The 26,890-nt window shown below is 59.0% G+C and carries 22 protein-coding genes, 2 pseudogenes and 1 riboswitch; of the genes and pseudogenes, 13 read left to right on the forward strand and 11 right to left on the reverse strand.

What is annotated here, in order from left to right:
* Together HOY44_RS20005 and HOY44_RS20010 are read right to left on the reverse strand one after the other, a co-directional pair.
* On the reverse strand, positions 1 to 379 hold a 379-nt coding region (locus HOY44_RS20005), incomplete at its 3' end, for an MBL fold metallo-hydrolase (RefSeq protein ID WP_287437318.1).
* Positions 380 to 409: 30 nt separating this feature from the next.
* Positions 410 to 826: pseudogene (locus HOY44_RS20010) on the reverse strand (IS5 family transposase); the annotation flags it as partial.
* Between the two features lie 524 nt (positions 827 to 1,350).
* On the opposite strand from HOY44_RS20010, the gene repA reads away from it, so the two are divergent.
* The 4 genes and pseudogenes from repA to HOY44_RS20030 form a co-directional block, all read left to right on the forward strand.
* On the forward strand, positions 1,351 to 2,550 hold the full coding sequence (repA, locus tag HOY44_RS20015; RefSeq protein WP_028288490.1) for a plasmid partitioning protein RepA: 1,200 nt from the start codon (positions 1,351 to 1,353) through the stop codon (positions 2,548 to 2,550).
* On the forward strand, positions 2,550 to 3,518 hold the full coding sequence (gene repB, locus HOY44_RS20020) for a plasmid partitioning protein RepB (protein WP_235889232.1): 969 nt from the start codon (positions 2,550 to 2,552) through the stop codon (positions 3,516 to 3,518). Before repA ends, repB begins: the two co-directional genes overlap by 1 nt.
* Positions 3,519 to 3,728: 210 nt before the next feature.
* Positions 3,729 to 4,814 (forward strand): plasmid replication protein RepC, encoded by a 1,086-nt coding sequence (gene repC, locus HOY44_RS20025; RefSeq protein ID WP_287437321.1) that lies wholly within the window; start codon positions 3,729 to 3,731, stop codon positions 4,812 to 4,814.
* Positions 4,815 to 4,920: 106 nt separating this feature from the next.
* Positions 4,921 to 7,043: pseudogene (locus tag HOY44_RS20030) on the forward strand (ParB/RepB/Spo0J family partition protein); the annotation flags it as partial.
* A gap of 13 nt (positions 7,044 to 7,056) precedes the next feature.
* Here the strand turns inward: HOY44_RS20030 and HOY44_RS20035 are convergent.
* Positions 7,057 to 8,154 (reverse strand): tyrosine-type recombinase/integrase, encoded by a 1,098-nt coding sequence (locus HOY44_RS20035; protein ID WP_287437323.1) that lies wholly within the window; start codon positions 8,152 to 8,154, stop codon positions 7,057 to 7,059.
* 157 nt (positions 8,155 to 8,311) lie between these two features.
* Between HOY44_RS20035 and HOY44_RS20040 the strand changes: the two genes are divergently transcribed.
* Together HOY44_RS20040 and scpB are read left to right on the forward strand one after the other, a co-directional pair.
* On the forward strand, positions 8,312 to 9,202 hold the full coding sequence (locus tag HOY44_RS20040; protein ID WP_287437325.1) for a DUF1403 family protein: 891 nt from the start codon (positions 8,312 to 8,314) through the stop codon (positions 9,200 to 9,202).
* 3 nt (positions 9,203 to 9,205) lie between these two features.
* Complete coding sequence (scpB, locus tag HOY44_RS20045) at positions 9,206 to 9,799, forward strand: SMC-Scp complex subunit ScpB (protein WP_287437327.1); 594 nt, start codon at positions 9,206 to 9,208, stop codon at positions 9,797 to 9,799.
* 154 nt (positions 9,800 to 9,953) lie between these two features.
* Here scpB and HOY44_RS20050 read toward each other — a convergent pair whose 3' ends face one another.
* Complete coding sequence (locus tag HOY44_RS20050; protein ID WP_287437329.1) at positions 9,954 to 10,964, reverse strand: nucleotidyl transferase AbiEii/AbiGii toxin family protein; 1,011 nt, start codon at positions 10,962 to 10,964, stop codon at positions 9,954 to 9,956.
* A gap of 2 nt (positions 10,965 to 10,966) precedes the next feature.
* Positions 10,967 to 11,563: a DUF6088 family protein gene (locus HOY44_RS20055; protein WP_287437332.1), complete on the reverse strand. Its 597-nt coding sequence runs from the start codon at positions 11,561 to 11,563 to the stop codon at positions 10,967 to 10,969.
* A 601-nt stretch (positions 11,564 to 12,164) separates the two neighbouring features.
* On the opposite strand from HOY44_RS20055, the gene HOY44_RS20060 reads away from it, so the two are divergent.
* From HOY44_RS20060 to HOY44_RS20075, 4 genes are all read left to right on the forward strand, one after another.
* The gene (locus HOY44_RS20060; RefSeq protein ID WP_287437334.1) at positions 12,165 to 14,030 is read left to right on the forward strand and encodes a hypothetical protein; all 1,866 of its coding nucleotides are present in this window, start codon (positions 12,165 to 12,167) and stop codon (positions 14,028 to 14,030) included.
* Between the two features lie 65 nt (positions 14,031 to 14,095).
* A complete protein-coding gene (locus HOY44_RS20065; protein WP_287437336.1) occupies positions 14,096 to 15,481 on the forward strand; it encodes a hypothetical protein in 1,386 nt (461 codons plus the stop codon).
* Between the two features lie 39 nt (positions 15,482 to 15,520).
* On the forward strand, positions 15,521 to 17,254 hold the full coding sequence (locus HOY44_RS20070; RefSeq protein ID WP_287437338.1) for an ATP-dependent nuclease: 1,734 nt from the start codon (positions 15,521 to 15,523) through the stop codon (positions 17,252 to 17,254).
* The gene (locus HOY44_RS20075) at positions 17,247 to 18,665 is read left to right on the forward strand and encodes a UvrD-helicase domain-containing protein (RefSeq protein ID WP_287437340.1); all 1,419 of its coding nucleotides are present in this window, start codon (positions 17,247 to 17,249) and stop codon (positions 18,663 to 18,665) included. Before HOY44_RS20070 ends, HOY44_RS20075 begins: the two co-directional genes overlap by 8 nt.
* Before the next feature lie 37 nt (positions 18,666 to 18,702).
* Here HOY44_RS20075 and HOY44_RS20080 read toward each other — a convergent pair whose 3' ends face one another.
* The 4 genes from HOY44_RS20080 to HOY44_RS20095 all read right to left on the reverse strand — a co-directional run bounded on the left by HOY44_RS20080 (position 18,703) and on the right by HOY44_RS20095 (position 22,056).
* Positions 18,703 to 19,245 carry an RES family NAD+ phosphorylase gene (locus HOY44_RS20080; RefSeq protein WP_287437342.1) on the reverse strand — a complete coding sequence of 181 codons (543 nt, stop codon included), beginning with the start codon at positions 19,243 to 19,245 and terminating at the stop codon, positions 18,703 to 18,705.
* 8 nt (positions 19,246 to 19,253) lie between these two features.
* Positions 19,254 to 19,595, reverse strand: coding sequence for an antitoxin Xre/MbcA/ParS toxin-binding domain-containing protein (locus HOY44_RS20085; protein WP_287437344.1), 342 nt, complete (start codon positions 19,593 to 19,595; stop codon positions 19,254 to 19,256).
* Positions 19,592 to 20,887, reverse strand: a complete 1,296-nt coding sequence (locus HOY44_RS20090) for a hypothetical protein (RefSeq protein ID WP_287437346.1) — start codon at positions 20,885 to 20,887, stop codon at positions 19,592 to 19,594. The genes HOY44_RS20085 and HOY44_RS20090 overlap by 4 nt, the downstream gene beginning before the upstream one ends.
* Before the next feature lie 230 nt (positions 20,888 to 21,117).
* Positions 21,118 to 22,056 carry a tyrosine-type recombinase/integrase gene (locus tag HOY44_RS20095; RefSeq protein ID WP_287437348.1) on the reverse strand — a complete coding sequence of 313 codons (939 nt, stop codon included), beginning with the start codon at positions 22,054 to 22,056 and terminating at the stop codon, positions 21,118 to 21,120.
* Positions 22,057 to 22,190: 134 nt separating this feature from the next.
* A riboswitch (TPP riboswitch) is annotated at positions 22,191 to 22,309 on the forward strand.
* Between the two features lie 102 nt (positions 22,310 to 22,411).
* Between HOY44_RS20095 and thiC the strand changes: the two genes are divergently transcribed.
* The 3 genes from thiC to thiE are packed head-to-tail and all read left to right on the forward strand — an operon-like array spanning position 22,412 to position 25,649.
* Positions 22,412 to 24,214 carry a phosphomethylpyrimidine synthase ThiC gene (gene thiC / locus HOY44_RS20100; protein ID WP_287437350.1) on the forward strand — a complete coding sequence of 601 codons (1,803 nt, stop codon included), beginning with the start codon at positions 22,412 to 22,414 and terminating at the stop codon, positions 24,212 to 24,214.
* On the forward strand, positions 24,211 to 25,014 hold the full coding sequence (gene thiM / locus HOY44_RS20105; RefSeq protein WP_287437352.1) for a hydroxyethylthiazole kinase: 804 nt from the start codon (positions 24,211 to 24,213) through the stop codon (positions 25,012 to 25,014). Before thiC ends, thiM begins: the two co-directional genes overlap by 4 nt.
* A complete protein-coding gene (gene thiE / locus HOY44_RS20110; protein WP_287437354.1) occupies positions 25,011 to 25,649 on the forward strand; it encodes a thiamine phosphate synthase in 639 nt (212 codons plus the stop codon). The genes thiM and thiE overlap by 4 nt, the downstream gene beginning before the upstream one ends.
* On the opposite strand, the gene thiD is transcribed toward thiE, so the two are convergent.
* Both thiD and HOY44_RS20120 read right to left on the reverse strand, forming a co-directional pair.
* Positions 25,638 to 26,444, reverse strand: coding sequence for a bifunctional hydroxymethylpyrimidine kinase/phosphomethylpyrimidine kinase (gene thiD / locus HOY44_RS20115; RefSeq protein ID WP_138424232.1), 807 nt, complete (start codon positions 26,442 to 26,444; stop codon positions 25,638 to 25,640). The genes thiE and thiD overlap by 12 nt on opposite strands.
* Positions 26,441 to 26,890, reverse strand: a complete 450-nt coding sequence (locus tag HOY44_RS20120; protein WP_036562981.1) for an NUDIX hydrolase — start codon at positions 26,888 to 26,890, stop codon at positions 26,441 to 26,443. Before HOY44_RS20120 ends, thiD begins: the two co-directional genes overlap by 4 nt.

Raw genomic sequence — 26,890 nt, forward strand, 5'->3', positions numbered from 1 at the left:
CGGTCTCGCGGTCCAGCACGTTGAAAATGCTGTTCTGCTCCAGAACGCTCAAGACCCGGTCATGCGCCCAGATCCCGAAGTGCGACCCTTCCCGCAACGACAAAAGCCCCACGAGGGCATCGACCTCGCCATTGGCGAGCAGGACACCCGCAATCGGGCTGTCGCGAAGCTTTCCATTGCGCGGATGCAGTTCGGGTATGTCATTGATCTGCTGGCGCAGGTCAGGCGACGCATTCACGAGAAACCAGTTCTCGCCGTCCGCGCTGAAGGCAAGCGAGGCCTGCCCGTCCGCCAGCGATGAATCGTGCCGTGCGGCCTGACACGACGCGCAGTTGCAGTTCCACTGCGGAACCCCTCCACCCGCCGCGCCACCAAGCACGATCAGTCTTAGGGTCAGGACTCATAGCCATTAGATGACGGTGGCGGCGAGTGCGATTGCCGAGAGGAAGACCTTTGGGCATCTGTCGTATCGTGTCGCCACGCGTCGCCAGTCTTTCAGTCTGCCGAACATGATCTCGATACGGTTGCGCCGTTTGTATCGGCGCTTGTCGTACTTCACGGCTTTTTTGCGCTGCTTTCGACCGGGTATGCACGCGCGTATCCCTTTGTCTTTCAGTGCTTCCCTGAACCAGTCGGCGTCATAGCCACGATCCCCAAGCAGCCAGTCGACCTTTGGCAGGCTGCTGAGCAATGCCCGCGCACCGATGTAATCGCTGACCTGACCGGCGCTGACGAACAGGTTGAGCGGTCGCCCCTGGCTGTCGCAGATGGCATGCAATTTGGTGTTCATGCCGCCTTTGGTTCGGCCGATCAGGCTGATCCTCCCCCACTGGAGTGGTCCGCCGTTATGTTTAGGAAAACGGAGGATCGGAGCTCACCCCGTTTCTGGTCCGGGTTTCATGCGACCTTTCGGGTGTCGTTCAGTTGGCAGCCTTCCTCAGTCAGAATGCTGCTGGAGCGGGCAGAGCGCCTCGGCCTCTTGTAGGCGCTAATGGTCGGCAAACCACTCTGTTCGCTCGGCCAAAATCTTCCAGAATCATCGCTTCAATTGGACGAAAGCCACGTAAATATCCAACAAAGCCTTTGGGTTAGTTCGCGCGAGCAGAAAATATCTCGAAGGGTATCGGCTTCGCTAGATACGACTTTTATCATTTTAATCAATGCGTTATCTAGCGCAAGCCCCGCGGGGCCAAATTGGTGCTGTGGATAACTTTTCCACTACATCTAGATTCTTCTTGCCGGACTCAGATGTTCGTGGCATTTCCATTCTGACGGCAAAACGCGTCAGACGTGGCTTCGACCGTCAGAACGACAAAGAGCCTTAGCAAAGGCCACGAGAGGCGGCAGAACATGGATGATCGAAATACGGGCTACGCGCAAGGCATAGGCTCTTCCGACATCGGAGCATTCGCAGACAGTCTTGCTGAGTCGCTTGACCGGCAGATGAAAGTTGCGTTCGAGCCAGAAGAACGCAAGTCCTTGCGCCGCTTCAGCTCGACCGAGGTCGCCGAGTTGCTGCGCGTCAGTACGTCGAACCTGCGCAATCGCCACAAAGATGGCAGCTTCCCAGAAGTTCACACTGACGGTCGCGGTCATAGGTTCTACACGGCCGAAGAAGTTGACGACCTCCGCAACATTTTGGCGCGGACAGGCAAAAATGCTGACGCGTACAGACCTGGCCGCCGAGACGGCGACCGTCTTCAGGTCATTTCGGTCGTGAATTTCAAAGGCGGCAGCTCGAAGACAACAGCGACGATCCATTTGGCACACAGGTATGCCCTGCGTGGCTACCGCGTGCTTGTGCTTGACCTCGACCCACAAGCCAGTTTGACGACATTTTTCGGCTTCCGGCCTGAGCTCGAATTTGCCGAAGGCGGCACGATCTACGACGCATTGAGATACGATGATCAGGTTCCGCTCTCGGAGGTCATCCAGAAAACATACTTTCACAAGCTCGACATGGTCCCGGCTGGCTTGATGTTGTCCGAGTATGAAACCGAGACAGCGAACGCCCTTGCGCGCAGGGTTCAGCCGATTTTCGCGGAGCGTCTTGCTCTGGCGTTAGAGGAAGTCGATTCCGATTACGACATCGTGCTGATCGATTGCCCTCCGCAATTAGGCTTCCTGACATTGACAGCATTGGCAGCATCCACGGGCCTGCTCGTGACGGTGGTCCCCGGCATGCTCGACATCGCTTCTATGAGCCAGTTTCTCAAGCTTGCTTCGGAAACCGTCAAAGCCGTCGAAGAGGCGATTGGACGGCATGTCACTTGGGACTTCGTAAAGTTCCTGATCACACGCTACGAGCCGTCGGACGGACCACAAACGCAAATGGCCGGCTACCTGCGTTCAATCCTCGCGGGCCAAGTCATGACTGAGCCGATGCTGAAGTCGACGGCGATTTCTGACGCCGGCATGACTCAGCAAACCATCTACGAGGTAGACCCGAGCCAGCTCATTCGAAAGACCATTGATCGGGCTTTGACCAGCGTGAACAGCGTTGCCGATGAGCTGGAGCAGACAATCCAAATGGCATGGGGACGTCGCTGATGGCCCGAAATATCTTCAACCAACCTCCGAAGGACGAGAAAGACTCGTCAGCCCCCTCCCCTGCCCCGGTCAAATCCTCGAAGCTACCTGGCTCGGTTGGCGGATTGCGGGATTCTCTCCGGGAAATCACTGCCAACTCAATCCGAGATATCGAGCCCGACCGGATCGATATGGATGGTCTCCGGGATCGCCTGATCCTGGAAGATAGTAGCATTGAAGATCTCGCCGAAAGCATTCGCAAGCATGGTCAGCAAGTGCCGATCATGGTTCGCCCCTCGGACCAACCGGATCGATACCGCATCATCTACGGGCGTCGCAGACTTGCAGCCGTTCGAAGAGTTGGTGGAACTGTCAAAACGATTGTTCGAACGCTCGATGATGATGCTTCTCTGATCGCGCAAGGTCAGGAAAACAACCTGCGGCTGGATCCGTCCTTCATTGAAAAATCTCTTTTTATCAAAGAGATGCAAGAGGCCGGTTATAAGCCTGGCGTCATTCAGGACGCCCTAGGCCTCACCCGGCAAGGTGTGTCGAACCATCGTGTAGTCATCGAGCAGCTACCTGACGAACTTGTCCGGCTTATCGGCCCGGCTCATGGCGTAGGTCGACGCCAATGGGGTGATCTTGCTGCACTTTCGGAGAAGGTTCCGCTTGTCGACATTGCGCGTGAGACACTTGCCTCTCTGCCTGACAGCACTCCAAGCTCGGACAAGTTTCAAGCCATCTATGTCGCTTGCTCCAGCAAGGCGCGTGGTGCAGCCAACCAAAGCCCACGTGGCCAAACGACAGTGGTAAAGGACAATAGTGGTAGCCCTGTCGGCACACTTTCAGTCGATGGCAAGTCGATCGCTATCAAGATCACCCGCAAGGACAACCCGGAGTTCGGCCAATGGCTCGAAGAGCGCGCGGAAACCACGCTGCGACAGCTTTTTGAACAATGGCAGAATGAGAGAGGCTCGGGGAGCTGATCCCCGGTCATAACCAAAAACACGAGCAGAGGAGAAAGGCGAAGACCAAAAAGAAAAGAGCCCCCCAAGGTTTCCCCCGGAGAGCCCTCATCATCTGATTAGCACCTATGATGTAGCAATCTCCAACATACCGGTCAAGAGTCACCGATTCGGTGGACATTTTTTTGTTGCCTTTTCTCGCCAAAAACAGCGAGAAGAGCCGGGGAAGTTGTGGGCCGCAACGGTCGTCGTTCAACAAACATGACATTCACAAAGCTTTCCGTTCAGACCTTTGGCGTCGACAAGGGCACCCCCGCCACGTCCACACCTGAAACCGACATCTGGGCAGTCTTCCGCGCGCTCAGAGACACTCGCAGCCTGTTCGGTCTCCGTCCAGGACATGTTCAAACGCTCCAGGCGATGCTGAGTTTTCTCAAGCCTGGGCACGGAGACACGGTATTCGCTTCCAACGACGAGATCTGCCGTCGAGTTGGCGGGATCGATGAACGAACCCTCCGTAGGCACATCGATCGCTTTGTTGAACTCGGCTTCATGAAGCGCCACGACAGCCCAAATCGCAAAAGATACCGAGTGAAGTCGTCCGAAGGTCTATCCATTAGCTATGGCTTGTCACTGGCTCCGTTGCTCGCGCGGGCCGGCGAACTACTTGCGGCAGCCCAAGCGATGGAAAACGCTCGTCGGGATCGCGTGTTTTTGCGAAAGCAAATCCTAACCAAACTTGCGCAGATCGACGAAGCTAACCCCGAGAACGAGCTCACTCATCAGGTACGCCGAGTTCTTCGGAGGAAGCTCTCGATCGCGGAGTATCATGCTTTGCTCGACGAACTGGAAGCCCAATGCAAACAGATGTCCACCGCGGTGGACGCACCAGAAACAATGAAACTGCCCGCCAATGACGGGCGAACTGTCCGGCACCATTCTAAGTCTAAAAAAGAACAAAAAGATTTAGAAAGCGGGACCGACAGCGAAACACTTCCCTTGCAAACGCTCACAACCGTTTGTGACCAAGCTACATCGTTCGCGACGAACTCGCTTAGAAACTGGCACGATGTCGAAAGCCACGCCAGAACACTCGCTCCAATGATGGGAATCCACGAAAGCACCTTCGAAAAGGCTGCTAGGAAGATAGGCTCTCAAAAAGCATCATGCGCCATCTTCATAATTCTCCAGATGAGCAACCGCATCCGAGACTTTGGAGCGTATTTCCATAGCATCACGCTCGGTCACAGAGAAACTGACTTCAATCCATCACTGTTGCTGGAGAGGCTTTCTCGTTCTAGGGCAGCTACTGCGTGACGTCCACCGCGGTGGACGTGCTGAGAGGTAGAGAGGGGCTGTGAAAGGGGTGACGGGAAGTGAGTTCGGGAGAGTGGCTTCCGGCGCCCATTGTGGAGAAGATCTGATGGCGAAATCTGCCCAGAACGTCACCCCGTCCCGGGACATTCCTTTCAACAAGCTCGTGCTGAGCCAGTCTAACGTTCGGCGCATCAAGGCCGGCATCTCGGTCGAGGAATCGACCGACGACATCGCTCGCCGCAGACTGCTGCAGAGCCTGAATTTCCTGCCCGTTCTGACGGGTGATGGTTCTGAAACCGGTAAGTTCGAAATCCCCGCTGGCGGTCGGCGCTTCCAGGCGCTGTCACTCCTCGTGAAGCAGAAGCGCTTGGCCACGACGTCGCCCCTTCCCAGTATCCTGCAAGATGCCACGTCCGCGATCCTCGCGAGGATGACTCTCTCACTGAGGACATGCTGCGCGCGGCTCTGCATCCGCTCGATCATTTCCGCGTCTTCGTCGCGCTGCGGGAGAAGGGTCAAGGCGATGAAGGGATCGCAGCCGCCTTCTTCGTCATGCCGCAGGTGGTGAAACAGCGCCTGAAACTCGCCGCCGTGACCCCTGCCCTGCTCGAATTTTACACCGAGGACGAGATGACGCTGGACCAGCTGACGGCCTTCACGATCAACCTGGATCACGAGCACCATGTGCAGGTCTGGGAGGCGATCCGGTCGTCCTGGAACATGGAACCCTATAAGGTCCGGCACATGCTGTCGAAATCCTCGGTCCGCGCCTCAAACCGTCGTGCCGCCTTTGTGGGTATTGAGTCCTATGAGTTTGCTGGCGGCACCAAGTTGCATGACCTCTTCCAGGGCGACGATGGCGGCTGGCTGGAAGACCCTGCCCTGCTCGATCGTCTGGTCAGCGAGAAGATTCAGGCTAAAGCCGAAGCCATCGCGACTGAAGGTTGGAAATGGATCGAGGTCTCGCTCGATCTGCCCTATGGCTACAGCCACGGCCTGCGGAGGCTGAGTGGAGACCCGGCGCCAATGACGGATGACAAAGGCGCGGCCCATGCAAAGCTGCTTGCCAGGTACCGGGCGCTCGAGGAGGAATACGAGGGACAGGATGAATTCCCCGACGAGATCGACGAGCGTCTTGGCGAGATGGAGAAGCTCGAGACCCGGCCGCTGATCTTCGACGCGGAAGAAATCGCACCGGCAGGGGCCTTCGTGACGCTTGATCGCTATGACGAGCTTGCAGTTTATCGGGGCTTTGTCCGGCCCGAGGATGAACCTCGGCACGATGCCGACGTCCACAGCGGTGAACAGGCGGCAGACGGGCAGGGCGTTGAGCTTTCAACGGGGAGCAAAGTGGATGGTATCGGCCATGGCACGGTGATCACCTCTGCCGGTCAAGTGCTTGGCGCGAACATGCGCGACGACGAGGAAGATGGTGCGTTGAAGCCCTTGCCCGAGCGGCTGATTATGGAGTTGACGGCGCAACGCACCCTTGCCTTGCGCGAAGCTGTCGGGCGTTCTGCTGATGTCGCCCTGACGCTACTGCTTCTGAAGCTCGTCAACGACACTTTCCGGACGTCCAGTTCGGCCGGCAGCTGTCTCGAGGCCTCTGTCCGTCACGTCTACATGTCGGCGCAGGCGAGCGATCTGAAGGACAGCGTGTTGGCCAAGCTGGTGGACGATCGCCACGCGGAATGGGAGGCCGACTTGCCGCTCGGCGACGATGCCGCGCTCTGGGACTACTTGACCTCCCTTGATCAAGGGAGCCGGCTGTCGCTGCTCGCGCATTGCCTCAGCTTCGGGATCAACGCGCTCCACGAGAAGGTGAACCCCTATGGTGCTGGTATCTCCGCCAGCGGTTTGACCAAGCGGATGACCCCGTCCGACTTGGTCGCACAGGCGGTCGATCTGGACATGGTCGAGGCGGGTTGGGAGCCGACGGCAGATACCTACCTGAACCGTGTGCCCAAGGCCCGGATCCTCGACGCCGTGCGCGAGGCGAAAGGGGAGGGGACGGCGCAACTCCTTGATCATCTCAAGATGGGCGAGATGGTGACCGAAGCCGAGCGTTTGCTGACAGGCACAGGCCGGTTGCCGGAGGTTCTTCGCCGTCACGATCTTGCAGCACTCGACGGTGCGGAAGGGCAGGGGGCGCCTGAACCCGTTTCCGACGTGGAGCAGACTGAAGATGTCGACCTTGCCACCGATGTGCCAAGCGATGAGGCATCGATGCCGATTCGGATGACTACAACCCAGCAGCTTTGGTCAAATTCACCCGGAACCGATCGCGGCGGCGCTGGTAGCGGCGGGTCATCTCAGCCGAGGCATGTCCGAGGTGCTTCTGGACGTAGCGCTCGTCAACTTCGGCTGAACTGGCGAGGCCAGCGCGCAGAGAGTGGCCGGAGAACAGCGACAGGCGCTCCCGCTCGGGCAGCTCAGATCGGATGCCGGCGTCCCGAACCGTGCGCTTGATCAGCCGCGCAACATGCTTGTCGTTGAGCCGGGCATCGAGGGCGCGCTTGCCATCGCGTGAGGTGCCGACGAAGACCGGCCCGAAGTCGATCTTCGCGAAGTCCAACCATTGTTTGAGCGCGTGCACGGGGCAGGTCTGATCCCTGGACCCTCGGCCGATCTCGACCTCGCGCCAGCCGGTCTTTGAGCGAATTGTCAGAAGGGCGCCCTTGTCGAAAACCTCGATCCAACCGCCGGAGTCGGGTGTGTCGTCTTTGTGCACGTCGAGGCTGACGATTTCTGACCGGCGCAGACCTCCTGCATAGCCCACGAGCAGGATCGCGCGATCTCGCAGCCCGCGCAGGTCGAAAGGAAGGGTGGCGACCATCGCTAGGATGTCCTCGGCCAAGATCGCTTCCTTCTGCACCGGCGGGCGTGCGTGCTTTCGCTTGATCCCGGCCAGCACCGTGGCGATGTGCCGGTTCCTGCGATCGAGGGTGAACCCCCGCTGCGCGTAGTTCCAGGCGAGGCCCGAGAGGCGCCGGTCTATTGTGCTGACCGAGAGAGCTGGGGAGGGGCCCGACCCGGACGCAAGGTCGGCGAGATAAAGCCCGATCATCTCGGGTGATGGTGGCAGCGGCTCGGCACCCTTCATCCGGCACCAGCGTGAAAAGTGCGCCCAATCCTTCGCGTAGGCCTTCAGCGTGTTGTCCGAAATTGCCGCGCGTGCATAGTCGCGCGCGGTGTCCACCAGTCGATCGAGCGTTCCGGATCCCGCGACATGGGAGGGCAGGGCGATGCCATCGCTGTCCTCTTCCTCTCTCTCGTCGACGCGAGCATCATCCAGCTTATCAGAGGGTGCTGACGTCGATTTCTCGGTCTCTGAGGGCATTTTTTCATTGAATCCGGCGATGAAATTGAACTGCTTTCCAGTCTACTCTTTTACGTCCGATAAGGCAAACTTATTGGACATAACGAGAAACTGCAAGGCGGGGCGGTTTGCACATCATATTGTGGACGAAAGCGCCGCGAGAGACTAGTGTTGTGGCATGACATACCAGCCGGCCACCATCGCGAACAACCTAACCAATCTACCGCAGCTACCTGCCTGGGTCACCTCCGCACGGCCAGAGACCCTTGAAGATGTTGCGTTTTTGTCGGGGGCGGCACTTGGCCATCTCCATCTTGTGCTGAGACACGATGATGTCCCCCAGACCTTGCTCCGGGCGCGGTTGGCGCTGCGAACGGCGGAGGCGTGTGTGACGCACCAGGGACGCCCGGAACGGGCGTCGGAGCTGCGTGATGCGGTGGCATTCTTGCAGCCCGGCGACAGCCCCGGACCGGCGGGAGAGGTCTGCCTGTCCTGGCAGCGCGCGGTCGAACGACCGATTTCGACCAAGGCGCTGCATCGGGCGTTGCCTGATGTTGAAGTGGAGCAGATCGCAACGTGGCTGGATGCGGGGCAGGGAGCGCCGGTGCCGCGTGCCGCAGCCGTATTCCAAGCCGTGATCGAGGATATGCCGCGGGATGCCGCTACGGCGTTGATCCTGGCTGACGCGGCTTTGGCGCAAGGGCTCGGATGGTCTTATGTTCTGCCGCTTCTGGCGCTCGGCATAAAACGGGCCGATTTGCGGAAGAGCGGCGCAGACCTGCAACTGGCCTGCCATCGGGCGATCGCGGCGGCGGCGACCGAAGCGACCCGAGAGGCCACTGATCTTGCCCGCCGTGTTGCGCGCTTGAAGGAGGTCGCGCCGAAGCTCCGGGCGAAGGGATCCGATGAGGCTTTGGTACTGTTCCTGAGCCGAGACGCGGTCGCGCCGGCGTCGCTCATCTTGCTGCGTTCCGATCGCGCGGCACGCCGGTTCTGCGACAGGCTGGTTGAGTTGGGCGCCGTGCGCGAGCTGACCGGGCGCGACACCTTCCGGCTTTATGGGGTCTGACCGATGGCCAAGGATCACTCCGAAGCCGATCTGGACCGCGAGCTGGAGGACCTTCCGCCCGATCTGCGCTGGCGGGAATGGATGCGCCGGATCGAGGCGGTGCTCTTTGCGTCCGCTTCGCCGGTGCCGCGTGATGATCTGGCCCGGGTGGTCGGGCAGGGGGCCTCGGTCGATCTCATCATCGACGATCTGGCCGCCGATCTTGATGGACGGTCGTTCGAGCTCGCGAAGGTCGCCGGCGGGTGGCTGTTGCGGACGCGGTCGGCCTATACGCCAGCGATCCGGGCGGCCGCCGACGTGGGCGAGCAGGATCTCGATCTGCGCGAGTACGACGTCGCCGTGCTCGCGGCCATCGCCTATCACCAGCCGATCACCCGCGACGGACTCAAGGACATCTTCGGCAAGGAGATCAGCCGGGACTTGATCGGGCGGCTGCATGCACGCGGTCTCATCGGCACGGGACCACGATCCCCGCGACGCGGGGCGCCCTACACCTACGTGACGACGGATCAGTTCCTCACGGCGTTCGATCTGGAGTCGCTCCGGGACTTGCCGGATCGGGAGCAATTGGAAGACGCGGGATTGGCGGAAGGATGATGCTTGTGCGTCGTGCCATTCGTCCTATCGCTCAAATCTGCCCCTTCTGTGAGTTATAGAATGGCATCCTATAACTCACGACGGACTCGAGGGAGAGGATTGGTGGACCGGTGGTCAAAGCCGAGTGGTCTTCCAATCGACAAGACCGTCGCAATCAGGGCGTGTTGATTTCGGCTTCCAGCGCCGCGATCGCGCTCATCACGTCATCAAAGCTCGGCGCGTCGCCCATGATCATCTCGCGCATCCCGGCGTAGTCCCGACGGAGGGCTGCCTCGAGCGTCTCGTTTGGAAGCAGGCGCAGTGATCCTGGCTTGGCGTCCTCGTATCTTGCCCAGGCCGCTTTGAAGAACACCGACTTGTGGTGACCGACCTCGTCGAGGAGGCCGAGGTCGGCCAGCGCACGCGCCTTGGCATCATGCCCGATCAGCTGGGCCATGTCGTAGTAGTGACGGGACATTCGGTCGGCGAGTGGTTTCTTTGTATCCTGATGGAAGAGCATGTGGAGGATCGTCGCTTTCTCCCAGAAGGTTCGTTCGATCCCGAGAGTTCGAACATCGACAGCATTCAACCCAGGCAGATCGGGAAAGGCTTGTTGGACGTAAGTCACAATTGGCCGTTGTTCAGCCGGGAGCTGTGCCCCACGTGCACCGAACTCGAACCGAATGATGGGTTGGATGTAGCTGTCACTGTCGGCACGTAGCGAAGGATAGGCGAACAGCACGGTTTGTGGGTCGCCCTCATCAATCGTGAGGGAGAAGGGCTGTTCAAGGCTAGCGGAGAAAACCGCGTTGATCTCTTCAAGCAGGGGTCCGGCGACGGTGGCCTCGGCGACTTCCTGAAGGCCTTGCAGGAGGGATTTTCGTTTGCCGCTCGAGAGGTCCGGTAGCTCTGGATCACGGTCGCCGCTAAAGCCAAGCTGAGCGCGGTCGAGCGACAAATCCACGTCCTCGGAAAACCGGTGGATCACGTCGTAAGCCTTCGAAAGCGACGTGCCTCCTTTGAAGATCAGGTGATCGCCAAAGGAAGGCAGGGCGAAGAGATGCTGGAGCGACCAGCAGACCCAGAAGTCCTTCTCGACGATGGCCTTGGCAAAGCCAAGTTCTGCCGCGGCTTGTCCAAAGGCTTCGTCACGATGCTCAGGTGTATCGTTTGCGAACCGATCCATGCTCAGGCGTGTGCCACGATCTGCTGGACGACCGGATGCATCCAGGCTGGGGCATGTCGGCTTTGCTTTGCGAGCTGCGCCCGATCCCTGGCATCCAGCGAGCGGGCAATCTTGCCGATCACCTGATCGTCGACATGATCCTTTCCGACATAGCGCAACGCCTGGAAAACAGTGCCTGTCTTTGACCCAGCCCCGACCAGTGTCTTCGGAGAGGCATTGCGGAACTGGATCACCTGCCGCCCGATCTTCTTCGTTCGGGTGGGCCCGTCGGTCATATAGGTCGGGTTGGAGGGCACCTGGGTGGACAGACCCAACTGGTTCGCCGCCATGGCAGGGGAGGGTTGCAGAACCTGGTTGTCCTTCCGGGCAACAGCGCGTGCAATGTCATCGGCGGAGGGTGCCAGAAGCCCGAAACGAGGGCTTTGCTTCGGAAAGTCGTAGAGCCCACGCGTCAGCCGCCGGATCACACCTTGATCGGCCAGGCGCGATAACGCCTGATCCACGCTTGCGCGCGACCCGATATCGAGGAAGTCCGACGGCGCGAAGATGGCGCCCCGGCCCTTTTCGAGGATGCGTTGTTTGATTTTCGACGTGATCATTGGTCAACTCCATGTCAGAAAATAGGGCATGTTTTTCTGAACGTCAAGTGGAGCGGTTTCGGTGAAAGTTTGGCACAACGGGCGGGAACCGGACTTTCGTTGCGATTGCAAGGAAGTCAGTTTGTCGAACCCAATGCAGACCTTCAATGTAGCCCGTTTCAGTCTGTGTATTTTCAAGCTCTGATGGGTCGCCTAGCGACAAATAATCTCCAATGTTCAAGCGTTATCATGTATGATGAATTTCGTGTGGTAATGTGTACGTATATCCGAAATATGTTATGAAATTCAGCGCATATTTGACTCTTTTTTGTGAATGTTCTTAGGTGATGAGTATCAAATTCTGCGAAGGATCGTTCATCATTGCCCGAAGTCATTGATAAAAGAGAGAAATTTGTTCGACTCGCAGAGGGGAGGACGCAGTCCGCATTGGATGCGATTCGCAAACTCGGCAACCTTTCGAACCGGCGAGCGTATGAGTACTCTGACAGCGATGTGAAGAAAATTGTGAAAGCTCTACGAGACGCTACAAGCGACATCGAACGAAAATTTGGCTCAACGGCCAGCGATGGCGTCGACAAGTTTAAGCTCTAAGGGACATCGCATGAAGGCAGAACCACTCAATATTCGCGACAAGCGATTTCTTATCAATCGACTGATTGAGCAAGCTCCTGTGAGCACTTTGGTTCGCGAGTTTTTCAAGAATGCTGATGAAAGTGCAGCTGGCGCTGCCTACGGAAACCGTCGCATCGAGATCTATCCGACCATGATCGACGGTGTCAGGAAGCTTACGTTCTGGAACACTGGGACGGGCATGGATGACCGCGAGCTAAAACAAGCGACAGAGTTGTCCTCCTCGATCAACAAAGAGATGGCACTCGATGGAAATTTTGGCATCGGAGCAAAGGTTTCTGGTCTGACAATGTCGAGGGAGGGCATCCGTTATCGTTCTTGCAAGGACGGTACTGTCAACGAAGTGGTGATCGGCTTCGATGCTGACGAACAGACCTATGTTCGTTTCCCAGTGGAACTGCCTGATGGCAGTTTTGATACGGTATATGACGTGACTCAGGCTGCTATTTACGAAGGTCAGGACACATCGTTTGATTGGACGGAAGTTGTACTGATGGGCGAGTGCGAAGAGCATGACACTGTTGCTGAACCACTTGGGAAGGGAAAGAGCCAAGATCGCAGTTTCATACCTTCGGCTATCTTCCGGCGCTTCGCGCGTTTCGCTGATGGCGTCGAAGTGCGCATCGATGTCGCTATGACCAAAGGTGGAGGCAAAGACGAAACCGGTCGCACGCGACGCTTGAAGACGCTCGAAGAGGTGGCGGAGGAGCTTCCAAACCACGAGTGGGTTGACGCGCCGGGTGGAGAAATAAGGGTACACTATATCCATGACCCGAAGCACGAACGCTACAGCCATTCTCTCAGCGCGCTAGCCAATCCAGCAACTAGCTCGACGACCTTTTGTGCGCTAGTTCACAAGGGAGAGCGTTACGACATAAAGTCCAGAAAAGCCTGGTCTGCCGCAGCTCCAAACTTCGGAATTCCATTTGGTTCGAAGGTTCTCACGGTTGAGATTGAGCTTACGGATAATCTCGCACTGCCAAATCAGTATAGGGATGGACTGACCTGGCCAGATGACCGTTCTCCAATGCTTGCTGAAGACTTTGACGACTATGTGCGGGAGCTGATGCCAAATTGGGTCAAAGACGTCATTCGAGCGGAGTCCCCCTTATCCGACGACAACTTGGATGACCTTCAATCCGACCTTCAAAAATTGCTCGACGAGTTCCGTGTACCCACGGTGACTTTGAGCCCATCTCGCCGTCAGTCTGCAATACTAACTGAAGCGGCAGAGGAAGGCACCGATACATCTAATCCAACTAGTCTCGAAACCGAGTTTCCCGAACTAAGCGAGGCTGGCGAAAAGGATGCATCCGAAGCCGACCACGACAAAAGCCAGCGGGCTAAGCAAAAGAAAGTCCGCAAGGCACCAGATGGTTCAAAGCTCTCACGTTCAGCTCAATCATTGGAACGCGTGCCAGAAATCAAAATTCTTACGGACCCAGAGGAAATAGCAGACAAGAATCTCAAAGGTCGTGCTGGCCGCTACTATAAGGATGCACAGACACTGTTTGTGAATGGTCTCTATTCGGCTGCTGAGCGCATGGCCGTCGAACTTGATGCTGAGCTGCGAACAGCGGGCGAGGCTGAAGTCGTCCGGTCGGCGATATTGAGAGCATCACGAAAGTTCATGGCTTTTCGAGTTGGCAAGGCGACTTGCTACGCGATCAGCAAGCGTCTCTCGGATGATTGGTCTAGCGACGATCTTGATCGCGCGACATCACCTGAGTCTTTGTCCTTGGCCGCCGATGATTACAAACAGAGCATCTCTCAGGCGAAGCGATATGCGAAAGAGTTGATTAGGACTGCAGATGTCCCAGAAGAAAACGTTGCTTAGTTCAATAGAATACTTGTTAGTCAAATTTAGTGATGCACGCCTATGTCCGGAAGTCTTGGTCTCGAATGGCTAAGGCTGGCGGATATATATTGCGGCTGAGCCAAGAACGGCTGGGTGTATTTGACCATGCCATGGACATGTATGGCCACTTCGCAGAAGCGGTGCCGTCGTTCAATCACAGCCGAAACGCACCATTGGTCTGTTTCATCGTCGATCCATCCGGCCACGTTTCGCATATTGGTCGTGGACGACGAGGTGTGAACGCTGGGACGGAGCAAAGCCGCCTCAATATTGATGAAATTCACTCGCTCGACAGCGCTGTGTCGATCCGCGACATCATCGTTGGCGTGCCAAACCGCAATAGAAAAGCCGTCGAAGATCGGTTTCAGAATGGCGGCTTGCTTTCGCCAAAGGCCTTTCAAGAGACTGTCGATCTCTTTGTGCAGCTTGCGCCCGGCTCTGGTGGCCTTATCGAGCGCTTCACGACGTCGACACGTCAACGTGTTGAGCGTTTGAGCGAACGAGCCCGGAGCAATCTTGCATATCAAAAAGAGGCTGTTGCAGTCGCTTTGAGTCTAGCCGGGATTGACCGTGCTCCTTTGGCTGAATGGTCTCTCGAGGAGGAAGCTCCGGAGTCTTTTCTGGATGGGCTCGCCGAAGTTCGAATGCGAGAGGATCCGATGGTTATTCAGGACATGCGACAAGTGCCTGGCTACGCGTATCTACGAGACGTGCCCAACGCCGCCGCCGCAGTCTTCGTAGATGGCGAAGATCGCCTCACTGTGATCATGGCCAATCGCCAGCCGCTTGAGGAGCAGACTGGAACCGATTTGATCTACTTCAATGAGCGCTTTCAGGCGTTCATCATGGTCCAATACAAGGCCATGGAACCGGATGACGAGCTGGGCGCGATATTCCGATTCCCCGAAGCAAAACTCACTGACGAACTCAGTCGTATGGACCGGTTCCTCAAGGAGTTGTCCAGGATCAAGACCGTCACAAAGACAGATGATTTCCGCTTCAGCGACGATCCGTTTTTCTTGAAGTTTTGCCCGCGTGTCCAATTTGAGCCTGATAGCACGGGTCTGACGAAGGGTATGTATATTCCTCATGCTTATTGGAGACTGCTTGAAAAAGACGACCGATTGAAAGGCCCTCGGGGCGGACGTCGTTTAGCCTATTCAAACGTCGGTCGGTACTTCGACAACACGTCATTCTCCATGATGGTCAAGGGTGCATGGGTCGGGACCAGTATTCCGCAGTCGGAACTTCTCGAAAGATGGATGAGGGATGTCGTGGCTTCTGGTCGCTCGATCACTTTCGCGGTGAAGCCCGATGATCCGGATCCTGACGGTGAGGATGTCTTCGTCGTCGATCCAAACGTGGATCTTGATGGCTTGGCTCTTCAACAAGATGAAGAGCCGGTTCGCGTAAAAATCTCACGTGAGTGACTAGACAATGAATTGGCGGGGTCCGCCTGGGAGGAGAACATGGCGGTCATTCGCAAGGTTGATATTTCGCACTTCCGATCGATTAAATCGTTTGAATGGTATCCATCGCCTGGTCTCAATTGCCTGATTGGATCTGGCGACGCTGGCAAGAGCACGATCATTGACGCCATCGATTTATGCCTTGGGGCGCGGCGATCCGTGCAGGTCACCGATGCAGATTTTTTTGAGCTTGATGTTGAGACGCCAATTTCGATCACGCTGACTTTGGGGGCGCTGTCAGACGCTCTCAAGAATTATGAGGCTTATGGGGAATATCTGCGAGGTTACGACGACCTCCTCGGCACGATTGAAGACGAACCCGGGCACGGCTTGGATACAGTCCTGTCGTTGCACCTGGAAATTTCTGGCGATCTGGAGCCACGTTGGCGGCTGAGGTCGGATCGCGCGGATGCAAAGGACAACGACCGAAATCTCAACTGGAAAGATCGAAATGCGCTTGCGCCGACCCGTCTCGGCGCGGTCTCGGACTACAATCTTGCTTGGCGGCGCGGGTCCCTCTTGAGCCGGTTGAGCGAAGAGAAGCCGGATGCGTCTCTGGCCCTATCGCAGGCGGCCCGAGAAGCGCGGAAGGCTTTCGGCAACGACGCCGATGCACAGCTTGGAGACGCCCTTGCTTCGGTGAAAAAAGCGGCCGATGAACTCGGTATACCCATCGGTGCGAAGGCGCAGGCGCTTCTCGACACCCATTCTGTCTCGATCACAGGTGGGTCTATCGCCTTGCACGATGAACGTGGGGTTCCACTCCGAGGCTTGGGCCTCGGTTCCACGCGGTTGCTTATCGCCGGGCTCCAACGAGAAGTGGCGGCGCGTTCTTCCATTCTCCTTGTCGACGAGATCGAGAACGGTCTTGAGCCGCACCGTATCATTCGGCTTCTTGGATCGCTGGGGGCCAAAGAGGAAGCACCGCCCCAACAGGTCTTCGCGACCACGCATTCACCCATCGTCTTGCGCGAGCTTTCAGCGGACCAGCTTCGTGTTTTGCGGCGATCAGGTGAGAAACATATGGCACAACCCGTCCCTGAATCTGCACAAGGGACGCTGCGCAGTGCTCCTGAAGCTTTTCTCGCCCCATCGGTCTTGATCTGCGAGGGGGCGTCGGAGGTGGGCTTTGTACGCGGTCTCGAGCATTATTGCGTTGGGCAAGGTCAACCCTCGATCTTCGCTCGGGGTGTCGCGCTTGTCGACGGCGGTGGCGGCCATCCGGACCGCTTGTATGAGCGCGGGCACGAGTTTGCGAAGCTCGGGTATCGGACCGCCGTGTTTCGAGATGCCGACATTCTGCCCACCCCGCAAACTGAAGCGGCCTTCCATCAATTGGGTGGTGGAACATTCACGTGGGAAGCGGGTCAGTCGCTGGAGGCGGCGATCATCGGCAATGTCGGAGACGCGACGCTTCTCGCTCTTCTTGACTACGCAATTGCTGAACATGGGCAAGATTCGGTCGCGGCCCATATTCAATCTGCATCTGGGAATCACGAGACGGTCGAGAACTTTCGAGCGCTTCTTCATTCACCTCAGCATACAATCACACCCGCTCAGCGAGACGTTTTGGTGGCGGCGTGTACGACGAAGAAAAATTCGTGGTTCAAGTCGGTTGGTCGCATGGAACATGTGTCCAAGAAGATACTGGCGCTGAATTTCGCAGATGTGAGCGAAAGCTTCAGGAACCGGGTCAATGTGCTGCTCGGCTGGGCCCAGGCGCCTCATGGCTGATATTGACTTGCTGACGATCGATTGCGGCAGTGTCTCCGCGCCGGCCGGGTGCGGGAAGACCCACTTGATTGCCTCAGCGCTTCAACGGCATGACGAATCGAAGCCGATCCTAATCATGACGCATACCAATGCCGGTGTTGCCGCTCTGCGCGCGCGATTGACGCACATGGGGGTGCCGCAGCGCGCGTACCGGATCACCACGATTGATGGATGGGCAATGCGTCTCATCGGTACCTTTCCGCATCGCAGCGGCCATGCTGAAGGGGTCCTGGATCTGGCCGATCCACGGAACGATTATCCTGCAATCAGGCAGGGCACGATCAATATTCTTGCAGGCGACCATTTAAGAGACGTTCTGCAAGCGACTTACGCGCGGTTGTTTGTCGACGAGTATCAAGATTGCCTTGTCGAGCAGCATGCGATGGTTTCGAAGATCGCGGAAGTTCTGCCGACCTGTGTGCTTGGTGATCCGATGCAGGCCATATTCGGCTGGGGCACTAATGTGCTCGTCGACTGGGAAGCTGACGTCCATGTGCGCTTCCCGCCATCAGGTGAACTCGACACGCCATGGCGATGGCGCAATGTCGGGACAGAGGCCTTTGGTCGTTGGCTTCTGCAGGTTAGATCAGCGCTTCAATCCGGTCAGCCTATCGATCTGACGCACGCACCCGCTGAGGTCGAGGTGATAACCATCACGGGCGACGATGACGTTCCCAACCAGACTAAGGCCGCTAATACGCGCCCTCCGATCGAGGGCGGGAGCGTGCTGATCGTCTGCGACGCCAAGCGACCTCCGCGACATCGTGAGATCGCAGCAAGGGCACGAGGCGCCGTTGTCGTCGAGAACGCTGATCTGACAGACTTCATTCGCTTCGCAGCATCATTCGATATGCGTGCGCCAACGGCTACGGATGAGCTGATCGATTTTGCCGGTTCGACAATGACCGGGGTCGGCGCCGCTCAGATGAAGCAACGGCTACGCGTGCTCCTTGCAGGTCGGGAACGATCTCCGCCAACCGATGCGGAAGCGGCAGCGCTGGCTTTTGCACGCGCTCCAAGTCCGACGGCGGCCGTAGCTTTGTTAGTCGAGATCAATCGGCAGGCCGGAGTCTTCCCTTTGCGGCCTGCACTGGTGCGTTCTGCCATCCAGGCCTTCAATGGCTGTGTGGATGTGGAAGACTTCCATGAGATGGCGGTTCGCGCGCGTGAGCAATCACGCGTTAAGGGGCGCGCTTTGCCTCGCCGAGCTGTGGGTAGCACCTTGCTCCTGAAAGGACTGGAAGCTGATGTTGCGGTGATCATTGACACCGATCTGCTGAATGCTCGCGATCTCTATGTCGCGATGACGCGAGGGTCGCGAAAACTCGTAATTTGCACCAGCAGCCCGGTTCTCGTTCGGGAGATACAATGAGCTCCTAGCGCCCCAATCTCGTGTGGCTAGGTCGACTTCATATCGCGGTCAAACCAAGATCTTCTGGGTCACCGCAATGAGCGTCAACGCACTCCTGCGTGAGTATCACAAGGTTTGAATCTGGCGATCGCGCAGATGGGACAAGTAAACCTTGGCGTTCATGAAACGTAGCTACCGCTGCAATCTCTTGTGTCCGTAAATACTCCTCACTACGAGACACGTAATCAGACTTGCCCCATTGATTCAGGTCTACGCCGAGGTTCTGCAGCAGGCCGGTGTCGAGTAGATTGACTACTTCAATGCTCGCTACTGGAAGTCGAAACATGCGGTAATTCAGAAAGTCCGGCGCAAAGGGCTGTTGCTGGGTTAGGTGATACCTAACTTCTGCCAATGCGCCTTCTGAGGTGGTCGCTGTATATAAAACGTCGAAAGCACCATCGTCCCACCGACCCTCGGGATGCCAGCAAGTAGTGGGATCTCGACCATCTCGTACCAATCTGAAGACGTCACCAGTGAATGACTCAGTCGGCAATGCTTCGATTTGGTCAATGAGTTTGATGTCTCGAAGGGTGCGGCGCATTGACTAACTCAGATGAAGGCGTCGGCGTCGAGACGTGCTATGATGGTGAGGACTTCATCAGTTCTATTCTGATGGATAAGGTCGATTGCTCTCTCGCCACCTAATTGTGGGTGCCGGGAATGGAGCCAAACACGGATGTTTTCCGGCTTGTAATAGTCCCTGAGCTTCTGAACGACATAGTTCAGATCAGCTATCATCAGCTCATTTTTGGGTTGTGGCGCAGCCTTCCCGTTGATCCAACGATGTACCGTTGCTTTCGAGACATCAGTCAGAGCCGCGATATCTGCACCCAACAGACCGCCTTCTTCTTGGAGAGTATTTAGAACCCTTGATACAGCTGCTCCGCTCATCGACGTTCGCCTGCTTCGTCACTCTTCTCAGATTTTCCGAGATGAGGTAGCGCTATAGATCCAGTAAGTCGCATGTTTGGGTCTTCCACAATCTTCTCTAAAGCCTGTCCTGTTTTGTCTAACGATGATGCGTAGTCTGCGAGGCGTTTCTGCAAGCTTTCTGTAGACTTCACCTTCAGCTCAGCCGCTCGATCCGCATCAAGTTCCAGTCTCGAAAGCTGAAGTGCCTTCCTTGCGGCCTGATCCAGATGGGTAGTCTTGAAGTGATCGGGGCGCCTCGAGTTGGGAACTTCGCTAACACCCGCCGCCGCTTCGACGGCCTCTCGTAAAGCCGTCTCTTTGGCTTTGGCCTTGAAATCCTCAAACGTACCGATCCCTGTGTTTGCTGGGTCAAACAATAGGCGCTTGCCCTTCGGAGCTTCAGATATCAATTGGAGTTCGGCATGACTCAGACTCCGTCCCAACCCGGGAGCTCTCGCGAACTGCTGAATGCCACCATCACCAATTGAATTATCAAGTGATTTTGAGGGTTTGAGCCATGTTTCGTCTGAGAATTGATCGTTCTTCAATATGCCAAATGATTGGCCACTCACTACACCCAACGCAGCGTATGTGAGCGGCTCTAAACCAGCCGCGTAGTCCAGCACTATGGGCAATTCGCATTCATTTAGTAGTTGCAGTCGTCGAGCCGTCGTTCGCACACGACCCGCCAGCGGGTCACGTCTTATCCCCGAAAGTCGCAGCCAAATGGAGCTAGCTGGTGCATCGCGGTGCAAGCTGACGATGCGGTTGGTGACCTCTTCTTTTCCCAGCAAAGTCAGCCGCCCGATGAAACTGGATGCAATGCGTATCTTTTGGCCGCCAGCTCGATCCAGCGCGGAGCGGAGCAAAGCCATGAATTCATGATTTTGCTCGAGTGTCGTCAACGCCGATGCGTCGGATACGTAGCGACTTGGAGCAAGGACGATATGGAATTTGTGAGCCACAGCGAGTTCAGCGATCCGCGTAGCCATATCTAAGTTAAAGTCCCTTGGCGTCAGCGGTCGCTCAGGTTCACCTTCGAGCCATTCAGCTTTCCGCGACTGTCCGGTCCATTTGAACGGACATGCTAACTCGGCTGCCTTGGTGTCCAATATGAGTTCAAAGCCAACAGCCCTGAGTTCGTTCAACAAGTCTGCCTGTCTTTTGACGTTGTATGCGTCAACTACAGCTCTCTTTCCCAGTAGCAAGTTCTGAGATTGGTAATGAGCGAACTGTTGATGAAAATCGCCCACCCTCACGATGGTCGCCAAGGGGGTCGTATGAGATCGAAAATCGTCGAGTCTAACTACGTTCATACTACAGTCTATACATATCAGTTTCAGATTTGTCTATCTTGAAACTGATATGTAACCGTCTGGGGTTTTTATGAACAGACACAAGTTCATAGTTGATCTCATCATAGCAGACAGAGGTTCAACGTCCGCTTTGGCGGGCTGCACCGCAGCATCAGCCTTGGCGATTGAAGGTGCGGTAAGGGCCGTCACTGCCAAAGTTCGCTCAGCACATCGACCCGCTCAAGCGCGCGCCTTAGGGCATGGTTCGAAACCCTCACATAGATCTCGGTGGTCCTGAGGCTGGCGTGCCCGAGCAAGGCCTGGACCATCCGGATATCGATACCTTCCTCGATCAGCAGCGTCGCGGCTGAGTGCCGGAACCGGTGCGGGGTCAAGTGCGGCTCGATCCCGAGGCGCCTGGACAACGCCCGCAGCCGCTTGCGGAACGTGGCCGAGCGGAGCCGACGGCCTTCGGTGTTCAAGAACAGCGGCGCGGAAGAGCCACCTTGCGCGTAGCGAGCCTCGAGGAAGTGCCTGAGCTCTTCCTGTAAGTGGCGGTTCGGCACGAAGACGATCCGTTCCTTGCCGCCTTTGCCATTTACGAGGATCTGGCTTCCGCCCGGCGAGACGTCGCGGACTCTTACATTGGTCAGCTCGCTGATCCGTAGCCCGGTCACGATCAGCAGCTTGATGATCAGGAGCGTGACGGCAATCTCAGAGGCCCGTGTTGCGCCATGCTCGCCCGGCTCCGACCGCGGGGCGATTGGGCCGTCACCGGCTTGGAGAACCGCTCTGAGGGTGTCGCGATCGATCGGACGCGGCAGGCGTCGCGGGATCCTTACGGAGATGCGGACATCGGCAAATGGGGAGGGCAGGGCGCTGTTCCGATCTTCGCGCCAGGCGAAGTACGACTTGAGCGTCACGAGCCGCCGCTCGATAGTCGCGGGCTTGGCACCCAACGCGTCGCGCAGATGGCGGTGGTAGGCGAGGATGTCGTCTTTCGACAGCGGGTCGCTGAGACGGTGGGCCTCGGTGAAGAGGACGAAGGTGCGCAGATCCTGGGCATAGGCCCGAAGCGTGTGATGTCCGACGCCGCGCTCATCGCGGCAGGCATTGACGAAAGCGGTGTGATCGAGGTGGGGCATGCTGAACTCCTTTGGTGGGGTTCAGCCAGTTCAACACAGGCGGTTCAGCGCTCCGAAATCGCCTACCGGAGCGGTAACGATAATGGCCCCTCTTATCGTGCGTTGACATTTGCGCGCGCCCAGAACAGCCTGCGGGCACTCACCCGGGGGGTCTCGACAAGAGGCTGAGATACTGCTGGCACCCGTGCAGCGCAGTGACCCGATGAACCTGATCCAGTTCAAACTGGCGTAGGGATGGTGCACTGGCCGCGTGGGCCCCGATCATGTCAGGCATGTGGGGGCAAAAACCATACCGGCAATCCCATTCGACGCGGAACTGGGTCTCCAACGCTTTGAGCTATGGAGGCTCCGACCGATGAAAGACCTGACCCCAACCGTCACCACGGGCCCGCTGCCCGCCTCGCGCCGCGTCTGGCACGCGGGCGAGCGTCACCCCGATATCCGCGTGCCCATGCGCGAGATCGACCTGCACCCAACGGCAGGCGAGCCACCCGTCACCGTATATGACAGCTCCGGCCCCTATACGGACCCGGATGCCGAGATCGCCATCGACCGCGGACTTCCGCGCCTGCGCGAGGGCTGGATCGCCGCCCGAGGCGATACTGAGACTTACGAGGGCCGCGACACTACCCCCGCCGACAACGGGTTCGCCGAAGGCGCGCGGCTGGTGCCGGAATTCCCCGTGCGCAATGCGCCGCGCCGGGCAACCGGGGGGCGGGCCGTGACCCAGATGGCCTATGCCCGCGCCGGGATCGTCACGCCGGAAATGGAATTCGTGGCAATCCGGGAAAACCTCGGCCGCAAGGCTCAGTCCGAGAAACTGACCCGCGACGGCGAAAGCTTTGGCGCGGCGATCCCGGATTTCATCACACCGGAATTCGTCCGCGATGAAATCGCCATGGGCCGGGCGATCATCCCCGCCAACATCAACCACCCCGAGGCCGAACCCATGGCGATCGGGCGCAACTTCCTCGTGAAGATCAACGCCAATATCGGCAATTCGGCCGTGACCTCGTCGATGGCCGAGGAAGTCGAGAAGATGGTCTGGGCGACGAGATGGGGCGCCGACACGGTCATGGACCTGTCGACTGGGCGCAACATTCACAACATCCGCGACTGGATCCTGCGCAACTCTCCGGTGCCGATCGGGACGGTGCCGCTGTACCAGGCGCTGGAAAAGGTCGGCGGCATTGCCGAAGATCTGACCTGGGAAGTCTTCCGCGACACGCTGATCGAGCAGGCCGAGCAGGGGGTGGACTATTTCACGATCCACGCGGGCGTCAGGCTGCACATGATCCCGATGACGGTGAACCGGGTGACCGGGATCGTCTCGCGCGGGGGCTCGATCATGGCAAAGTGGTGCCTGCATCATCACCGCGAAAGCTTCCTCTACGAGCATTTCGACGATATCTGCGAGATCGCGCGCGCCTATGACGTGTCTTTCTCGCTTGGCGACGGGCTGCGGCCCGGCTCAATCGCGGATGCCAATGACGAGGCCCAGTTCGCGGAACTCGAGACGCTGGGCGAGCTGACGCAGATCGCCTGGGCGCGCGACTGTCAGGTCATGATCGAAGGGCCGGGCCACGTGCCCATGCACAAGATCAAGCCCAACATGGACAAGCAGCTCGAGGTCTGCGGCGAGGCACCGTTCTACACGCTCGGGCCGCTCACGACCGACATCGCGCCGGGCTACGACCACATCACCTCCGGCATCGGCGCGGCCATGATCGGGTGGTTCGGCACGGCGATGCTCTGCTACGTGACGCCCAAGGAGCACCTTGGGCTGCCCGACCGCGACGACGTGAAGGTCGGCGTCATCACCTACAAGATCGCGGCCCATGCGGCGGACCTGGCCAAGGGCCACCCAGCGGCGCAGATCCGCGACGATGCCTTGTCGCGGGCGCGGTTCGAGTTCCGCTGGGAAGACCAGTTCAACCTCTCGCTCGATCCCGAAACCGCCCGTTCGATGCATGACGAAACGCTGCCAAAGGAGGCCCACAAGGTCGCGCATTTCTGTTCTATGTGCGGGCCGAAGTTCTGCTCGATGCGGATCAGCCACGACATCCGCGCGGAGGCACAGAAGAACGGAATGGCGCGCATGGCAGAGAAGTTCCGCGAGGGCGGAGACCTGTATATCCCGCTGGGGGACGTGAAATGAGCCAGACAGCCGCAAACCTTCTGACCACCCTGCGCGCCGCGCCGCCGCTGGTGCAATGCATCACCAACTACGTCGCGATGAACATCGCGGCCAACGTAATGGTCGCCGCAGGGGCCAGCCCTGCGATGGTGTCCGCCGCCGAAGAGGCCGAGGAGTTTGCCGGCATCGCAGGTGCGGTGACGGTGAATATCGGCACCCTGTCGCCGCCCTTCGTGGCGGGGATGCGGGCTGCAATCCGGGGGGCACAGCAGGCCGGGCGACCCTGGGTGTTGGACCCGGTGGCCTGCCAGGCGACACGCTATCGCCGCGAGGTGGTGCAGGCGCTGGTGGCCGAACGCCCGACGATTATCCGGGGGAATGCCTCGGAGATTCTGTCGCTGGCGGGCGAGGCCAGCCACGGGCAGGGAGTCGACGGGCGCGATGCCGTCGAGATGGCGGAGAAGGGCGCGCGGCGGGTGGCGCGCTCCAGCGGCGCGGTGGTCGCCGTGACCGGCGCGGTCGACTACGTGACCGACGGCATTCGCGCGGTGAGGATCGAGGGTGGCTCGCCCTACATGCCCATGAACACCGCGCTTGGCTGTTCGCTGACCTGTCTCTGCGGGGCCTATGCGGCGGTGGCCGATGACGCCTTCGACGCCGCCGTGGGCGCGCTGGCGCATTTCGCCGTGGCGGGCGAACGGGCGCAGGAGGGGGCCTCGGGGCCGGGCAGCTTTGCGCCGCGGTTTCTGGACGCGCTGGCCGCTGTGACGCCCGAAGCGCTGTCGCGGGCGGTGATCCATGACGCGGCGGTGGCCGCGTGAGGCGCTGCCCGGACCTGTCGCTCTACCTCGTGCTCGATCCCGGCCTCTGCGCCGGGGTCGGCATGGTGGAAACCGCCCGCGCTGCCGTGGCGGGTGGGGCGACGGTGGTGCAACTGCGCGACAAGGCGGCAGACACCACGCGGATGATCGAGACGGGGCGCGCGCTGAAAGCCGCGCTGGCCGCGACCGGTACGGCGCTGATCATGAACGACGACGTGGAGGCCGCGATTGCCATCGGTGCCGACGGGCTGCACATCGGGCAGGGCGATATGGCGGTCGAGGAGGCGCGGGCGCGGATCGGCGCGGCGATGGTGCTGGGTCTGTCGGTCGAGACCCCCGCGCTGGCCGCCGCCGTAGATCCGGCGCTGGTCGATTACATCGGGGCGGGGCCGGTCTTTGCCACGCCGTCCAAGCTGGATCACAAGGCCCCCGTAGGCTTTGAAGGGCTGGCAGCGCAGGTCGCAGCAAGCCCCGTGCCCGCCGTGGCGATCGGCGGGTTGAAAGCCCACCACGTGGCACAGGCTTTAAAGGCCGGGGCGCAGGGCGTCGCCGTGGTTTCTGCCATCTGCGGCCAGCCCGACCCCAAGGCCGCCGCCCGCGCCCTGAGGGACAGGATCGACGCGCTAACCGTCTGACGCCCAGAGTGCGTGGAAATGATGCACCGGCCCGTGTCCGTGACCCACGTCCAGTGCATCGCTTTGGGCCAGCGCGGCATGCAGATAAGCCTTGGCGCGGGTCACGGCCCCGGGCATGTCGTGATAGGGCAACAGCGCGGCAATGGCCGAGGACAAGGTACAGCCCGTGCCGTGATCGTTGGTCGTGGTGATACGGGGCGCGCGCAGCGTCTGCGTACCTTCGGGGCCGGCCAGCAGGTCGGTACTGTCCGCGCCCGACAGGTGCCCGCCCTTGAGCAGAACGTAGTCGGACCCGAGAGACAGGAGTTCAGGCAGGGCGGCGGTCATGGTCACGGCGGTCCAGTCGTCGGGACGGTTCAGCAGGACGGCGGCCTCGGGCAGGTTCGGTGTGATGACTGCTGCCAGAGGCACCAGCGCCTCGCGCAGTGCCGAAACCGCCGGCGGGTCCAGAAGGGCATGACCGCTTTTCGCCACCATCACCGGGTCCAGCACGATGTTGCGCGCCGCGTGATGGCGCAGCCGGTCGGACACCGCGCGGGCGATCCCGGCGTTGGCGATCATGCCGATCTTCACCGCGTCGATGCGCACGTCGTCGAAGACCGCGTCGATCTGGTCGGCCACGAAAGCGGGATCGAGCGCCTGAAACGACCGCACGCCGCAGGTGTTCTGCGCAACCACGGCGATGACGACCGAACAGGCATAGGTGCCAAGCGCGGAGAAGGTCTTGATATCGGCCTGAATACCCGCGCCGCCCGAGGGATCGGTGCCTGCAATGCTCAGAACATTGGGGATCATGCCGGCACCTCTGCCATCAGGGCGGCCGCGTGATCCGCAAGCTCGGCCACATCGCGGCTGAGCGCGAGGTGGCCTTCCTTCAGCGCCGTGATCTCGATCCAGCGGGCCTCGAGCGCGTCATCTGCGGCAATCGGGTCTCCGGCGGTCCAGCGGCACAGGACGGCGACCAGGATGAAATGGCGGCGCAAGGTGCCGGTGCCGTCGTGATCAAAGGCGTCGAGCGCCGTGATCACCCGCAGCGGGTCTGCGGAAACGCCGGTCTCCTCGGCCAGTTCGCGGATGGCTGCGTCGAACAGGGGTTCGCCCGGGTCAATCCTGCCGCCGGGAAATCCCCAAAGGCCCGCATCGGGCGGATTGGCGCGACGCACGAGAAGCACCTGGGTGTCGCGCACGACTACGGCGATGGCCGCCGGGATCGGGCGTGGGTCTGTCGGTTGATATGGCAA

Origin of the sequence: Maritimibacter sp. (assembly GCF_016774595.1) — a bacterium.
Classification (GTDB): domain Bacteria; phylum Pseudomonadota; class Alphaproteobacteria; order Rhodobacterales; family Rhodobacteraceae; genus Maritimibacter; species Maritimibacter alkaliphilus.

What these genes read in the sequence shown, in the direction of transcription:
- thiC (WP_287437350.1), top strand. Translation starts at nt 22,412, where the DNA reads ATGAAAGACCTGACCCCAACCGTCACCACGGGCCCGCTGCCCGCCTCG.
- scpB (WP_287437327.1), top strand. Translation starts at nt 9,206, where the DNA reads ATGGCCAAGGATCACTCCGAAGCCGATCTGGACCGCGAGCTGGAGGAC.
- HOY44_RS20095 (WP_287437348.1), bottom strand. Translation starts at nt 22,056, where the DNA reads ATGCCCCACCTCGATCACACCGCTTTCGTCAATGCCTGCCGCGATGAG.
- repB (WP_235889232.1), top strand. Translation starts at nt 2,550, where the DNA reads ATGGCCCGAAATATCTTCAACCAACCTCCGAAGGACGAGAAAGACTCG.
- repA (WP_028288490.1), top strand. Translation starts at nt 1,351, where the DNA reads ATGGATGATCGAAATACGGGCTACGCGCAAGGCATAGGCTCTTCCGAC.
- HOY44_RS20050 (WP_287437329.1), bottom strand. Translation starts at nt 10,964, where the DNA reads ATGGATCGGTTCGCAAACGATACACCTGAGCATCGTGACGAAGCCTTT.
- HOY44_RS20055 (WP_287437332.1), bottom strand. Translation starts at nt 11,563, where the DNA reads ATGATCACGTCGAAAATCAAACAACGCATCCTCGAAAAGGGCCGGGGC.
- HOY44_RS20065 (WP_287437336.1), top strand. Translation starts at nt 14,096, where the DNA reads ATGGCTAAGGCTGGCGGATATATATTGCGGCTGAGCCAAGAACGGCTG.
- HOY44_RS20080 (WP_287437342.1), bottom strand. Translation starts at nt 19,245, where the DNA reads ATGCGCCGCACCCTTCGAGACATCAAACTCATTGACCAAATCGAAGCA.
- HOY44_RS20075 (WP_287437340.1), top strand. Translation starts at nt 17,247, where the DNA reads ATGGCTGATATTGACTTGCTGACGATCGATTGCGGCAGTGTCTCCGCG.
- thiM (WP_287437352.1), top strand. Translation starts at nt 24,211, where the DNA reads ATGAGCCAGACAGCCGCAAACCTTCTGACCACCCTGCGCGCCGCGCCG.
- HOY44_RS20040 (WP_287437325.1), top strand. Translation starts at nt 8,312, where the DNA reads ATGACATACCAGCCGGCCACCATCGCGAACAACCTAACCAATCTACCG.
- HOY44_RS20060 (WP_287437334.1), top strand. Translation starts at nt 12,165, where the DNA reads ATGAAGGCAGAACCACTCAATATTCGCGACAAGCGATTTCTTATCAAT.
- HOY44_RS20085 (WP_287437344.1), bottom strand. Translation starts at nt 19,595, where the DNA reads ATGAGCGGAGCAGCTGTATCAAGGGTTCTAAATACTCTCCAAGAAGAA.
- HOY44_RS20035 (WP_287437323.1), bottom strand. Translation starts at nt 8,154, where the DNA reads ATGCCCTCAGAGACCGAGAAATCGACGTCAGCACCCTCTGATAAGCTG.
- thiD (WP_138424232.1), bottom strand. Translation starts at nt 26,444, where the DNA reads ATGATCCCCAATGTTCTGAGCATTGCAGGCACCGATCCCTCGGGCGGC.
- HOY44_RS20070 (WP_287437338.1), top strand. Translation starts at nt 15,521, where the DNA reads ATGGCGGTCATTCGCAAGGTTGATATTTCGCACTTCCGATCGATTAAA.